General features: G+C 60.4%; 10 protein-coding genes. 1 reads left to right on the top strand and 9 read right to left on the bottom strand.

Features of this window, described 5'->3' with window-relative positions:
- Positions 1–29: 29 nt before the first annotated feature.
- The 9 genes from Q0025_RS01725 to Q0025_RS01685 form a co-directional block, all read right to left on the bottom strand.
- Positions 30–1,175 carry an aminomethyltransferase family protein gene (locus Q0025_RS01725; protein WP_297295365.1) on the bottom strand — a complete coding sequence of 382 codons (1,146 nt, stop codon included), beginning with the start codon at positions 1,173–1,175 and terminating at the stop codon, positions 30–32.
- An 80-nt stretch (positions 1,176–1,255) separates the two neighbouring features.
- Positions 1,256–2,974, bottom strand: a complete 1,719-nt coding sequence (locus tag Q0025_RS01720) for an APC family permease (protein ID WP_297295363.1) — start codon at positions 2,972–2,974, stop codon at positions 1,256–1,258.
- A 491-nt stretch (positions 2,975–3,465) separates the two neighbouring features.
- Complete coding sequence (locus Q0025_RS01715) at positions 3,466–4,443, bottom strand: electron transfer flavoprotein subunit alpha/FixB family protein (RefSeq protein ID WP_297295361.1); 978 nt, start codon at positions 4,441–4,443, stop codon at positions 3,466–3,468.
- On the bottom strand, positions 4,443–5,201 hold the full coding sequence (locus Q0025_RS01710) for an electron transfer flavoprotein subunit beta/FixA family protein (RefSeq protein ID WP_297295359.1): 759 nt from the start codon (positions 5,199–5,201) through the stop codon (positions 4,443–4,445). Before Q0025_RS01710 ends, Q0025_RS01715 begins: the two co-directional genes overlap by 1 nt.
- A 46-nt stretch (positions 5,202–5,247) precedes the next feature.
- On the bottom strand, positions 5,248–6,642 hold the full coding sequence (locus tag Q0025_RS01705) for a hypothetical protein (RefSeq protein ID WP_297295357.1): 1,395 nt from the start codon (positions 6,640–6,642) through the stop codon (positions 5,248–5,250).
- A 2-nt stretch (positions 6,643–6,644) separates the two neighbouring features.
- Positions 6,645–8,804 carry a heterodisulfide reductase-related iron-sulfur binding cluster gene (locus tag Q0025_RS01700; RefSeq protein ID WP_297295356.1) on the bottom strand — a complete coding sequence of 720 codons (2,160 nt, stop codon included), beginning with the start codon at positions 8,802–8,804 and terminating at the stop codon, positions 6,645–6,647.
- A 127-nt stretch (positions 8,805–8,931) separates the two neighbouring features.
- Positions 8,932–11,139: an NAD(P)-binding protein gene (locus Q0025_RS01695; protein ID WP_297295354.1), complete on the bottom strand. Its 2,208-nt coding sequence runs from the start codon at positions 11,137–11,139 to the stop codon at positions 8,932–8,934.
- A gap of 542 nt (positions 11,140–11,681) precedes the next feature.
- Entirely contained in the window at positions 11,682–12,059 is a 378-nt protein-coding gene (locus tag Q0025_RS01690) for a hypothetical protein (RefSeq protein WP_297295352.1), read from the bottom strand.
- A gap of 142 nt (positions 12,060–12,201) precedes the next feature.
- Entirely contained in the window at positions 12,202–12,633 is a 432-nt protein-coding gene (locus Q0025_RS01685; RefSeq protein ID WP_297295350.1) for a hypothetical protein, read from the bottom strand.
- Positions 12,634–13,200: 567 nt separating this feature from the next.
- Here Q0025_RS01685 and Q0025_RS01680 point away from each other — a divergent pair.
- Positions 13,201–13,764, top strand: a complete 564-nt coding sequence (locus Q0025_RS01680) for an XRE family transcriptional regulator (RefSeq protein WP_297295348.1) — start codon at positions 13,201–13,203, stop codon at positions 13,762–13,764.
- Positions 13,765–13,897 lie beyond the last annotated feature (133 nt).

Below are 13,897 nucleotides of genomic sequence, written 5' to 3'. Positions count from 1 at the left end.
CCCCTCACACGCCGCCAGAGGGCGCGCCATTATCCCGCCTTCGACGCGCCGCGCTCCTCGAGGGGATGCGTGCGCAGCCGAAGCGGATCGTAGAACGGCGTCTTCACGACACGCGCCTTCAGCGTCCCGCCGTCGACGTTGAGTTCGAGCTCCGTGCCATAGGCCTTGTAGCGCGGATCGACATGGACCAGGGCGAGCGAGCGCATCAGGCCTTGGCTATAAGTGGTGCTGTTGATGACGCCGACGTCCTTGCCATCCTTGATGAGCTTCGTCCCCGGCTCGACTGCCTTATCGTAATCGATCTCGATTCCCGCCTGAGCGACGCGGATCTCTGAACGACGCCGAGCGAGCGCTTCCTTCCCGCGAAACGCCGGTTTCGCGAGATCCACCGTCCAGTCGACGCCGACTTCCCAGGGCGTCGTGTCGCCTTCGGGCATGTCATAGGGGAAAAACAAGAGACCGGCCTCGACGCGGACGATATCGAGACAGGCCCATGAGACCGCCATCGCGCCATAGGGCTTTCCAGCCTCGAGAATGGAATCCCAGAGGAAGACGGCATCGGCGGCGTGGCAAAAGACTTCGTAGCCTCTTTCGCCGGAATAGCCGCCACGGGCGATCGACACGTCGCGTCCGAAGAGCGTCGTCGGCTGGTGCTCGAAATAGCGCAGCGTTTCGAGCGCAAACGGCGTGTGCGGCTTCAGAATGTCCAGCGCCTTCGGGCCTTGCAGAGACAGGATATGGGTGTCGTTGTCCTTGTGGACGTGCACGTTCTTGCCTGCCGCCACGACCGGCAGGATATCCTCCAGCGAGCCGCCGCCATGCGATAGCCTATACTTGTCCGGGCCATCGCAATAGACAAGAACGTCATCGATCAACGAGCCGTTCTCGTCGACGATGTTGCTGATGGACGACTGCCCCGGCTTTATCTTGGCGATGTCGGACGTCAGCAGATCGTTGAGAACCGAGAGCGCGTCGGGCCCCGAAACGTCGATCAGCCGGAGCGAGCTGACGTCGAAGAGGCCAGCGCTGTTACGCACCGCCACCGTCTCCACATAGGGATCGGTCGCGTAATATTGCGGAACAGGCATGTCATTCCACGACGATTCGAATTTCGTCCCCAAGGCGCGATGGCGCTCGTTCAGAATGGACTGACGGAGATAAGCCTTCACGTTCATCACTGCGCTTCCTTACGATGATTTACAAAATACGATCCCGCTTCCGGGAAAACGGCGGGCGCATTGCGCCCGCCGCGACCTCACATCTGGAAGAACCAGTTCGCGAGCAGAACGACAGCCAAGCCGCCGGCAAGCGTGAGATAGGGCAATATGCCAGCGCGCTTTTGGGTGGATGGCTTGTCGCCGACCTGCAGGTCCTCGAACGTTTCATGCGGGAACTTGCCGCCGTCCTGGATGTAATGACGGAAGACAAACACGGGGATGATCATCGCCGCGGTGATCAGACCGGCCCAAAGCGCGGACGCGTTCCAAGTCTTGGCACCGGCGCCCATGAACAGGGCATTGACGAAGCCAAAAATCGCGCCGAGACCCAATATCCAATTCGGCGCACGGAACGGACGCGGCACATTGCCCGAGTCAATCCGGTGAATCCAACCCGAGTTGAGATTGAGGAAGTTGAAGATGATGTAACCGACGTTCGACACGGCGAGCACGAAGAAGAAGCTCGTGCTGTCGGCGCAGGCGATCGCGAGAAGGATGAGATTGAAGCAGAGATCCGTCCACATGGCGCGAGTCGGCGCGCCGTGACTGTTGACGAAGCTCAGATAGCGCGGAAGCCAGCCGTCGACAGAGCCCTGGTAGAGCGTCCGCGACGAACCCGCCATCGCCGTCATGATCGAAAGGATGAGCGCCAAGATCATGAGCATCACAAGAATGCTCTCCATGAACTTGCCGCCGCCGACCATATGCGCCATCGCCTGCGCGACACCGGAGCCATCGACGATGGTCGGGTCGAGCATGCCGTTCAAACCAAGAACGCCTTGGAACGTAAACGGCACCAAAATGAAGAGCGCGAGGCACAAGAGTCCGGAATAGAAGATCGCCTTGAACGTATCCTTCGACGGATTGCGGAACTCACTCGTATAACAGACCGCAGTCTCAAAGCCGTAGGTCGACCACGCGGCGATGAACATGCCGCCCAGGACGAGCGTCCAGCCCGCGACATTCCAGCTTCCCGGAGCCGGCGCCGACGCCGCTGCGAGCGGAACCAAGGGGGAGAAATTGCTCCAATCGACCTTGCCGGTCAGAAGCGGGACGATCCCGACAATGACCATGGGAACGATCACGATGAGGCCAATCCACTTTTGGACATTCGCTGTACCCAGAATGCCCTTATGCTGGATCGCGAAGACGATGAGCATCAGCGCCGCGCCGACGAAGAACGCGGTGTTGAAGGAGACGCTCACGGGGCCGATTGTGTGTTGGAAAGCCGTCCAGGTTCTGATCGAAGGCGTCAGCGCCGCAACGGCTGCCGCTGCCTTGTCGGCGCTCGATCCGGCGATGCTCGCGCCATGCGCGGCAAGCCAGTGCGCGACCTCCGGGCTGCTTGCCAGCGGAACCGGCGCGAGCGCGTTGAGGATATAGGCTGCGGCGATCGAGCAGCCGAGCGACAGCACGGGGCTCCAGGCAAACCAATTGCACCAAACCGAGAGCGGCGCGACGAGCTTGACGTAACGCACCCAAGCCGCGGCGCCATAAATCGATGCGCCGCCGGATTTATTCGGGAACAGACCGGCAATCTCTGCATAGGTGAACGACTGGATGAAGCCCATGAAGATGGACAGCCCCCAAATCAGAAAGGACAGCTTCCCGGTCGTTCCGGCGATGCCACCGATCGAAAACAGAACCAGCGCGGGAACGCCGCTCGCAACCCAGAACGCTCCCGTCCAGTCAATCGATCGATGCAATTTGCCTTCAGAGCTTCCGCTCTCGATTGATGCGTCAATTACGCTCGTCATTCCCTACCCCCTCGGCTAACGTCGATATCCGGTTAAGCGATCGCATGATTGCGAGGGACGACCGACGAGTTTGGGGAGTGAATGGCCGTTGCACGCCAATCTCTAGCGGAGACGCCTTTGCCAACTTTTCGGGGTATCTTTCGATATGTCCCGAATTTGTCGCACATGCGCTTATAACGCACAAAAGCATCACCTGAGCGCGGCGACTCGCGATGCCCGTTCCGCGATCGTCATTCTTCCCTGTTCGTCATTGTCCTTGGTCAAATTTGTAAATATTCCATATAGGCTCGCAATGGTGCCTATTGGCACCAAGGGCGCTGCCTGCCAGGCCTCGAATTTCATTTCAAGGTCACGGGCGACGGCGCCGCACAAGCCGCTGACACCGCGCCTTTGTTGAAAACGATACGCGCAGAGAAGCGCCCCGGATCGCGCGGATCCGGGGCGCTAAGGCAAAGCAAATCAATGCGAAGACACGCCCTCAGGCCGGCGCTTCAGCTCGCGGCGACGATCTGCTTCTGCAATTCGTCGGCAATTTCGAGCATATCCCCAACGATGCCAAATTTCGCGACACTGAATATCGATGCCTCGGGGTCTTTGTTGACGGCGACAATCGTTTCGACGTGCTTCATTCCCCATTGGTGCTGAACCGATCCCGATATGCCCATGGCGATATAAAGCTTACACTTGGCGGCGAGCTGCCCGGACTGGCCGACCTGCCGCGCTTTGGGCAGCCAGCCGTTATCGGCGATCGGGCGTGAACACCCGAGCGTCGCCCCAAGGCTGTCGGCGAGTTCGAGGAATTTCTCGACATTGGCCTCGTCTCCGACGCCCCGGCCGATCGAGAGAATGAAAGTTGCGCCGGGAATATCGATCCCTCCATTGGGCGGCGGATCTTTCCAACCAAGATGTTTGCTGTGTGGGCCAGCCGTGGGCTCGACCTGCATCAGTGTTTCGCGCGGTTGCGTGGGTTCCGTCGCGGCCGGAAACGCGCCGCTGCGCAGCGTGAGAATGACCGTGGTCTTGCCGGGGAACTCGAGCTCGACGAATACCTTCTCCTTATAGGCCGCGCGCGTTGCAATAAGCTCCGCGCCATCGTAGCGCAACGCGAAGACGTCGCTGGCAAATCCTGTATCGAGCGCGCTGGCGAGAGCCGGAGCCACGCCGCATCCGTCGACGCTGTGCGGGATCAGCACGACCGATGGTGCGCGTTCGCTGATGAGTTGATGCAGTGCCGCCTGAAAGAGATGCGGCTCGAATTCTTCCGCCGCGGCGGAGTTCGCAAGGATGACTTCGTCGACACAGCCGACACTGAGCGCGGCGCGATATTTTCCGGGATCCGGCGCCAGAACCAGAACCGACACGGGGCCGCCGGCGCCCGACTTGATCTGCTCCGCCGCACCGATCGCCTCAATGACGCCGGGCCGCAGCTCGCCGCGGCGATGTTCCGCCAGGATCAATATGCCACTCATCAGCCGTTCACCTCTTTGACAATTTCCAGGAGACGTGCCGCCTGTTCCGCGGGCGCGCCTTCGATCATCACGCTGCGGCCCCTCTCGGGGATGTACATACGCCGGACACGGCTCAACGATCCGGCAAGCCCCGTCTGTGCGGGATCGAGCCCAATCTCCGCCGGCGACAAAACCTCGATCGGCTTGGCGTTCGCCTGTTTGATGCTACGCAGCGAGGCATAACGCGGCTTGTTGATGCCGAGCTGAATTGTCAAAACCGCAGGCGTCTCGATCGAAAGCTTCTGCACCAAGCCGCCTTCGAGCTCCCGGTCGATCGTCGCCACCGGCGCACCGGGCTCATAGCTCAAGCCGGAGACGACGGCAGCATGAGCCCAGCCGAGCAAGCCAGCCACCGCAATTCCGGTTTGCGCATGACCATGATCGGCCGATTGGGCGCCGCAAAAAACGAGGCCCGGCTTTTCATGTTCGACGGCTTTGGCGATCACTCGGGCGACGGCAACTTGATCGCTCTCCGCGAGAGACTCATCCCAGATCCGAATTGCGCGGTCAGCGCCTTTCGCCAAGGCCTTCCGCAGGATTTCATCGCCATCCTGCGTATCGACCGTCACCGCGACGACTTCCACAACGCCCTCGCCGGCGCGCTCCTTGAGTTCGACCGCGGCTTCGAGCGAATATTCATCGAATTCATTGAGATCATATTCGCAAAAGTCCGGGTCGACATCGCGGCCGTCGTCGCACAATTCGAATTCGTCGTCCAACGAAGCGACCCGCTTAATCGGCACCAGAATTTTCATATGACACACCTCACGATTCGTAGCTTCGATGAACAGGGATACGCGGCGATAGAGATGCGGCAACGCGCTTGCTTGCAGCAAAGCGGACTTGCGGCTCCGGATCGGCCGCACATTTCCAGGACACGTCGACCGCAAGCTTATGATGACCGACGGCAAGCGCCCGGTTTAACGGGTAATCGTCGCTCAGAAGACGGCGTATGACGGGTGCAGGCGCCCACGGGTTGAAAATGACGGCCCGGCGCACACTCGCATCCGTATGCGATGCGAGCCGCGATAAAGCATTGCGCGGTGCTTTAGGATTGCGCGCAACGCCCGCCAGCACGTCAATTGAGGAATCCTCTTCCAGAAGCCGCCGCGCCTTGGCCGGAAGGTCGGGGCGATCGGCGACGCCCGCCCTCACCCATGCCTCGCAGTCCCCGGCGAGCCTTGCGAGCAACGGCGCCGGCGACGCCGCGTTGCGGCCGACCGAGCGGCGCACCCCCGCATCGTCATCGCGCGACAGCCGATCGAGGATAAGCGGCGGCGTCGAGGGATTGCGTGCGAGCCAGCGGCGCACCCACGGATCGGCATCCGCCGCCAAGCGCTCGATCAGCGTCACATGTATATCCGTCCGGCGCGCCTGCCGGCGGCGCACCTGGCAAGAGTCCTCGTCGCGGGCGCAAAGCTCGCGAGACAGCGGCCCCGGCATCGCGCGAAGCGCTTCGGCCCTGACTCCGGGATCGGGATCATCGAGCAACTGCAATCGCAGTCCCGTCGGCAAAGCCGGGTTCGCTGCGCATTTGCGCCGTATGGACGGAGATGGACTTGCGCAATTGTCCGCAAGCAAATCGGCTGGACAGTTGGCGTTGCCGGCGGCTTCCGCTCGCGCCGGCAAATCCCCTTGCTCATAGATCGCTCTGAGAAGCTCTGGGTCGGCGTTCGGATGGCGCGCGATCATGCCCCATCCCCGCCTTGACCCACGCGCGAAGATCGCATTCAGCGTCGCAGCGGACGCGTTCGCATTGGACGCGACGAGCGCGCGGATGGCATCATCGCCGGCGGCCTCGAGCTTGGCGAGAAGGCGCGCGCCGGCGTGCGGGTGGCTCGCGAGCGCACGACGGATGTCGACGCGCACGGCTCTGGCGTCTATACGATCGAGCGTTGCGCTGTCGGTGTTTTGATTGCGCGCGACGCGAAGATCAATCGCATCGTTTGCCTCCAAGACGAGCCGCGCGAGAAAACTTGACGGCGCGAACGGCAAATTGCCGAATACAATGCGCAGGCGCGATGACTTCAGGAGTACGGCCTCGACCTTGCCTTGCAGCGCGTGACCCTGGGCGAGATCATAAGCAGGAAGCGCCAGATAAGGATCGTTGCGTTTCACGCATTCCCTCAGAAACGCCTCGACATTGCCCGGCGCCGTCACGGTCAGACCGCCTCGACGACATTTGGCGTGTCCGATCGCGGCGTGAACTCCATCGCCTCGGCCAGCAGCTCGGTCAGTTCGAGGACGCGGAATCGGCCCTCATTGCCCGTCGTCTTCACGGCATCTTCGAGCATGGTCATGCATTTCGGACAATTGACGATCAGCGCATCGAGCCCCTCGATTTCCGCAACCTCGCGGGCACGAATCTCGCTCACCTTCGAGACGCCCGGCGGGTCGGGGACCCAAACGCGGCCGCCGCCGCCGCCGCAGCAAAACGAATTGTCCTTGTTTCGGCGAAGCTCGATCAGCGTGGCGCCGGTTTCGGCGAGGACCGACCGCGGCGCCTCGTATTCCTTGTTGAGCCGCCCCAAATGGCACGGATCGTGATAGGCCGCTCTATAATCAAGTTTGCGTGCAAGCTTGATCTTGCCGGTGGCGAGGAGCTCGCGCAGGTAAGCGCTCGCATGGTCGACCTTATACACCCCGCCTAGCTGCGGATATTCGTTCTTCAAGGTATTGAACGTATGCGGATCGGTCGTGACGATGCGATCGAATTTGCATTGCCCCAAGGTCTCAATGACACCGTTAGCGAGCTGCTGGAACAGCCCCTCTTCGCCGACGCGCCGGATATCATTTCCGGCTGTCGTTTCGTCATCGTAAAGGATGCCGAAATCGACGCCGGCCTCATGCAGGATCTTGGCGAAGGCGCGGCTGACCTTTTGGCTGCGTGGATCGAAGCTCGCGTAATCGCCGACGAACCACAAGATATCAACCGGCTCTTTGCGCGCATCCTTGATCTCGAAGGGAAGCTCTTTGGTCCAACGGGCGCGTTTGCGCCGGCTCTCATTGAAGGAATTGCCGCTCTTTGCGACTGCGCCGAGCGTTTTCTGCAAGGCGGGGTCCAGTTCCCCTTCGTCCACGAGCGTCCGGCGCAGCATGTTGATTAATGGCACGTGCTCGACGGCAACCGGGCATATCTCGGTACAGGCGCCGCATTGACGGCACGCCCAGAGGGTCTCCGCCCGGATTTGTGCTTCACCATCGCCGATCAGCGAAATGGGGCCGGCGCTCGTCGAGAGCGGGATTATTTCGCCGAGCTGCTGATTGGCGTGCTCGCGAAGCGTCAGGACGAGATCGCGCGGCGAAAGCGGATATCCGGCGGCACGCGCCGGACAGGCCTCGTGGCAGCGTCCGCATTTCGTACAAGCGTCGGCCTGCAGCAGATAACGGCTGTCGACATCCTTGACCTCTTTGAAGCCGATCCTTTGACCTTCCAGATCGCCAAGCGGGAGACGTGCTACCGGCGCGCGGTCGCGTATGAGCCAGGAAACGACGGCGGTGACGATATGCTTCGCCTTCGTATAGGGAATGAGGGCGATGAATGTCAGCGCCAGAATGCCGTGGCCCCACCAGAGCAGCATGCGCAAATCAGCCGCGCCGGCGGGATCAAGACCCGCCGCCTTGAGAAGTGTAGCGATCGCCGCCGCGACAGGCGCCCACCAGCGCGTATCCCACACCGCCGGGTCTTGCTCGAGCCACACCATGCGCGTCGCCGACAGCAAAAAGCCGGTGAGACCGATGAGATTGAGCGTCCAGAGGAAGGCCCAGTCTTCGATCCGATAACGCTCCCGGCTCCAGTCGCTATCCGTCTTCTGCCGATCGGGCCGCGTATAATCCAGCTTCGGCGGCCGCAGCCAGCCGCGCCGATACATCATGTAAATGACGCCGGCCAGAAGCGCGAAGCCGGCGACGTTCAAGACCAGTTTGAAGAGAAGATAAAAGTCGCCGTACCAGAAATGAATATTGAATAGCGGAGCTAAAATATCTTCCTGCAAAGTTATGGTGGACGTGCCGATAAAGAGAAGCACAAATCCGTAAAAAATGCCGGTATGAAGCCATCCGGCCGCGGCATCTCTGCGTCTCACAGTGCGCTGCGACAAGACCATGCGCAGCGTGTCGGCGATCCTGCCGCCGATCTTCGCCCAATCGATGCGCCCCGCATGGCGCCCGGCTAGATATTTGCGCAGCTGGACATAAACGCCCCACGCAAATACGCCCACAGCCGCGCAAGCGTAAGCGTAGAAAGCGATCACCATCCAAGGAGCAAAATCCTGGAACAGAATCCGGGTGACCGCGTGTTGTTCGATGCCAATGGGAATCATACCAGCGTCCACAAGCCCGGCCGGTAGCCGCGGCAATCCCTGCGCAGATCGGTGCAGGCGCCTTGCGTCCCTGTTTTGCCTGACGCAAGGCGCCGCCGTTCAGTCGCGGCGACGGTGAAGCCGCGAATTAGACCGAATATTGGATCTCATACGATCCGCCCGGCTGATAGGGGCTTCCATAGACCGCAGCTTCGCGCCGATAGGGTTTCGCCTCTTGCGGATTTTTTTCCTCGATTTCGCGCGCAAGGCGGTGACCATCGAATGTCGCGTCGGCAATGAGCTTCGGCGCCCAGGCGTCGCCAATGACATAAACGCCCTTGATTCCGTGCGTGGCCCACTCGTTCTGCCGGTTCTTGAGGGTACGATAGAGCCCATCGTCCGAGGCTCTGCCGCTGACAACCACCAGCGTATCGAAATCGTGCCACGCGTGAGACATGTTAGCCTTGCGCGGCATTCTGCCGGGGCCAAGATATTGGCGCTGATAGCCGTCGCCCCAGATGCTGTAGAGTTCGATGCGGCCCTCTTCGACCCGGCTCGCCCAAACATCCGGAATGACGTTGATGTGCATGGCATGCAGCATGCGATGCATATTCGGGAACTCGAGCGTGAAGTGCATATAGCGTCCGAGTTCGACGCCTGACGCGATCGTCACGTCATGCCCGTCCTGGGCAAGCTTCTGCGCCAGGCTTGGCGCCATAAAATAAGCGTCGGCGTTGAGGATCATGACTTTCTTGCCAATGCTCTTGGTGCCGCGGAAGATATCCTCCGGCGTTAAGACATTGGCGCGCGATGCGCCTTCAAGGCCAGGCACAGCGGCATGCGTCAGCGCGTTCGTCCCGTCGGCGCTCCAATGCGCGCCTGTGGCGATGACGACTTTGTCGGCGCCGTATTTGAGGATGTCATCGGCGCTCAGGCGCTTGCCGCCGAGAGCGATCTGGCTGTCGCGATTCTTTTTGATGAGCTTGGCGAGCTGAACTTCGCGATAGTCGCGATGGTAGCTCCATTCGCCAAGGCCCGGCAGCGTCGCAACGTCGTTCACATAGCCGCCGATCTTCTCCGCGCTATCGACAAGATGCACGACATAGCCGCGCTCCATCAGAACGCGTGCGCATTCCGAACCTGACGGCCCCGCACCGACGACCAATATGCTGTCGTCCGACCCACGCTTGGGAAATTTCTCCGGATGCCAGCCGCGGCGGAATTCTTCGCCCGCGGTGGCATTTTGCGTGCAGATCATCGGCGGGCCGCCGATCTCCCAACGGGAAATGCAGACATTGCAGCCGATGCAGGTGCGGATATCGTCGAGGCGCCCCTCTTGGATCTTCTGCGGCAGGAACGGATCGGAAATCGAGGGGCGCGCCGCGCCGATGACATCGAGCTCGCCGTTGCGAATGACCTCGACCATCTTTTCCGGGTCGGTAAAGCGGCCGACGCCCAGCACGCATTTCTTGGAAATCTGCTTGACGAATTTCTGCCAGGTGAGCTGGTGCCCTTGCCGGTAGAATCGCGACGGGCCCGCATCTTCGCCCCATTCGGCGATGTCGCCGACATTGACGTCCCAGAGATCGACAAGATCATCGGCAAGCTGAACGAACTTCACGCCGTCACGTTCGATCTCGACGCCGTCCTCACCGATCAGCGTATCGACGGCGAAACGCGTCGCAATCGCGCAATCGCTACCGACGGCTTTGCGCATCTTTTCCAGAGTCTCGATCCAGAAGCGCGCGCGATTTTCGAAGCTGCCGCCGTATTTGTCGGTCCGCTTGTTATAATAGCGCGACAGGAATTGCAGCGGCAGGTAGGAATGCGCCCCGTAGCAATAGACGATATCGAAGCCCGCATCGCGCGCCCGCCGCGCCGCCTCGACATAGAATTCCTGGACACGATTGATATCGGCCTGATCCATCTCGTGACAATATGTCAGCGTTTCGAACTCGCTCGCATATTGGCTTGGGCCGCGCGCCGTCGCGCGTGTTTCCATGCACGGCGCATGAGCGCCGCCGTACCAAAGCTCGACACCGGCGAGCGCGCCCCATTTGTGGATTTCTTGCGTCATCGCCGAGAGATTGCGGACATCACCCTCGTCCCAAAGCCGCGCCGAGACACGATGCACGTCATCGGATTCCGGATGAATGGAGCAATATTCCGTATTCATTGCAGCCCATCCGCCCTCGGCCTTGAGCGAGCGGTGCGCCGCCTGAAAGCCTGGCCGGTCGGACCCGGCACCGATGCAATGGGGAACCTGATAAAAGCGGTTCTTCAGAACCTTCGGGCCAATCGTTATCGGCTCAAACAAAATATCAAATTTGCCTTTAGGCCCGTTATCGACCGCCATCGCGCTTCCCTCCTGCTTCCGGCATAGGCAGAGCCGCCTGCCGGCTTCCGTGCGTACAAGTTCTGCGTCCGAACAATTCTCGGCGCTGGCGCGCTCGGGAGGTTGCGGAATGCAGTGGACTTATCGACGACGGTTAGACGATTTCAAAAGTGCGGGGCAATGGTGACCAATGGCACTAACGCAACTCATACGATGGCATTTCGCGCGGCTCGCTGTCCGTGAGCAGCTTGGTCCGACAAAAACCGCGGCGACGTTCTTCATCGCAAATGGCGGCCGATCTTTCGCCAATGCAATCGACCCAAGCCGTCGCGATCGCCAGTATGGTGCCAGTGGTCACAGTTGTGTGGCGCGGCAAAATGATCTACGGCGCAAGAGCCAACTTAAGCGGCTCTGGCGCTTCGTCGTCCCTGGCGCCCACCTCCGGAGGGCGGCTGCGGCATGCACGCTCGCTTGCTCTCCGGACTCTTCTCGCGTGAACTGTTTCGGGGCACAGCCATCGCCGCTGAATCTGTGACAACAGGGAGTCGACGGCTTCGCCCAAATTAATGCCCGTCCCCCGGGCAACGTCCTACACGTTCGCCGTATTGAATTTCCGTCCCTACGATTTTGCTTTCGCCATTTCTAATGTCGATTCTGCCGCGAAAATCCGATGGGCCCAGCGCGAACATTCCGAGCGCCGAGCGGCTGTCGGTTCCGATACACTGCGCGACAAAGCCGGTTCGAAACTCTCCGCCACACACGTTGTATTCGGGGCATTGCGAAACCGGGTGATCGCTCAGCATTTTGAAGACCGTATGGTGAGCAATCATTGCGGCGGAGATGCAGCTTTCGACTTGCTTTACCGTTCTAAGGGCTTTGCCTTCCGCATCGCCGCGAAATACGTCGATCTTATAGAGTCCGGGGGCCAACGCATGCACCACGTCCGCTGCGCTGGCCGCACCGCAAAAGATCAACGGACAGGCTATTGCGGCATGTCTCGCGAAGCTCGGAAGCACGACAATGGTCCCCGACGAAACGATTCACCTTGCATTCCAGCACCCTCAGAACCGAAAAGCGATCCCGCTATCGCTTCGGCGGAGGCTCCGGAAAATATTTGATGTCGAATGGACGCGAATATCTGAGATAGAGAATGCACGGCGCCGACTTGCCGCATTCAAGCCCATGCGGCGGTGCGCTTCCGGGGAAGCTAATATAGGCGGGACCGGCGAACTCCGTGCGGGTGCCGTCATGTGCGATCAGCGTAAACGCTCCGCTGAGCCATACGTAGACCTCGTCTGAGGTATGGCTGTGATTGGGAACGATATAGCCCGGTGGCAGTCGGAGCAAAATCTCCGCATCCCCTTTGCTGAGGTCGCCACGCAGAACCGCCACGTCTGCGCCTTTCTTCAGGCCTTCCACGTTGAGCGGCGCCCATACCACTTTTGATACATCGATGATCGTTTGGTCTTTTCCGAACGACAGCGGATGGACGTTCGAGCCAAGCTCTGCCGCCATTGCGGGCGCCGAGAGCAAGGCCAGAGCGCCGAGACCATATAACAACTTGCGCATAGCGTTTCCTCTTATTGTGCCTGTGGCGAGCCAAGCATAGCGCGTACAGTCTCGGACATATTGATGCCAACAGGCACTATTGTCCGTTCGATTTGAGATCAACTAAGACAACGCATGGGAGATGGTACAGCCTGGCTTTCGTGCCACCTCCCTGGCGCTTCCCCGCCACTCACACCGGAGGGTGTCCGACCAAGTCTCCTCCAAATCGTCGTTCCCCTCCGGTGTCTTTTCGGCGGAGCAGGATCTTTTCCGGATCGACCGCGCAAAAATGGAATTCGCTTGGGCCTTTGGCCGACGGTTACCCAAGCATTCTGGCCGGCTGACCCGATGCCACTTACGCCGCGATGGCGTGATCATGACGGTGGTTTGACGAGAGGGCCGCAGATGCATCGGCTTGGAATACAAACGAGGCAAGCGAAGGCGTTCCGGGACGCCGGCAATCCGCGCCGCGATTCAAGTCGAAAGGAAAATCTCGAGGACGGTGGAAGTAAGTCGAGACGCGATGAATTGTCGTTGCGGAGATACATTGGCGGGAGGATCGGCACCCATCGTAAACGCATAGCGCTCACCCTGTCGGCGCTGGCTGAGGCCGCGCAGATCTCTTTTTCGCGGCTCTCGAAGATTGAACGCGGCGACAGTTTTCCGTCCCTGCCGCTCCTGCGACGCATTGCGAGAGCCTTAAATCAGCCGCTCGCCGAGTTCATCCCGGCCTCCCAAACCAAATACGATTGTTCCTATGTCAAATCCGGGGGCGGCTTACTGATCGAGCGTAAAGGCGTGGAGGCAGGTTACCAGACCTGCCAGCTTGGATCGTCCATCATCGACGAATATGCGGTGGATGTCTCCATCGTGACCCTGCTCGAATCCGCCAACCTTCCGCTTTCCGCACCGAGGATCGCATCGACGTTCATTCACATGCTGGGCGGAAAGCTCGTTTATCGGCGGGCCAATCAAACCTATTCGCTGGAAGCGGGAGACACTTTGCTGTTCGATGCGATTTCGCCCCACGGCCCGGAAAAGCTGAGCAAAGCGCCCGCCAGCTATCTTTCGATTGCGGTCTATCCGCGCGAGGCCTAATTGGCGTCTTCCCGCAGAAATCGCTATGATCGAGCCGATGCATTGATCCGGGACAGACGGCGCCATGGACGTCGGCGATTCGAGGACGGCCCCTTCTGCCTTTGAACGCGACGCGGGCGGCGAACGCACGGCG

It is taken from the genome of uncultured Methylovirgula sp. (assembly GCF_947646745.1).
Lineage (GTDB): Bacteria > Pseudomonadota > Alphaproteobacteria > Rhizobiales > Beijerinckiaceae > Methylovirgula.
This window is presented reverse-complemented; position numbering and strand designations above follow the sequence as displayed.

What these genes read in the sequence shown, in the direction of transcription:
- Q0025_RS01685 (WP_297295350.1), bottom strand. Translation starts at nt 12,633, where the DNA reads ATGGCGGCAGAGCTTGGCTCGAACGTCCATCCGCTGTCGTTCGGAAAA.
- Q0025_RS01725 (WP_297295365.1), bottom strand. Translation starts at nt 1,175, where the DNA reads ATGAACGTGAAGGCTTATCTCCGTCAGTCCATTCTGAACGAGCGCCAT.
- Q0025_RS01700 (WP_297295356.1), bottom strand. Translation starts at nt 8,804, where the DNA reads ATGATTCCCATTGGCATCGAACAACACGCGGTCACCCGGATTCTGTTC.
- Q0025_RS01695 (WP_297295354.1), bottom strand. Translation starts at nt 11,139, where the DNA reads ATGGCGGTCGATAACGGGCCTAAAGGCAAATTTGATATTTTGTTTGAG.
- Q0025_RS01720 (WP_297295363.1), bottom strand. Translation starts at nt 2,974, where the DNA reads ATGACGAGCGTAATTGACGCATCAATCGAGAGCGGAAGCTCTGAAGGC.
- Q0025_RS01715 (WP_297295361.1), bottom strand. Translation starts at nt 4,443, where the DNA reads ATGAGTGGCATATTGATCCTGGCGGAACATCGCCGCGGCGAGCTGCGG.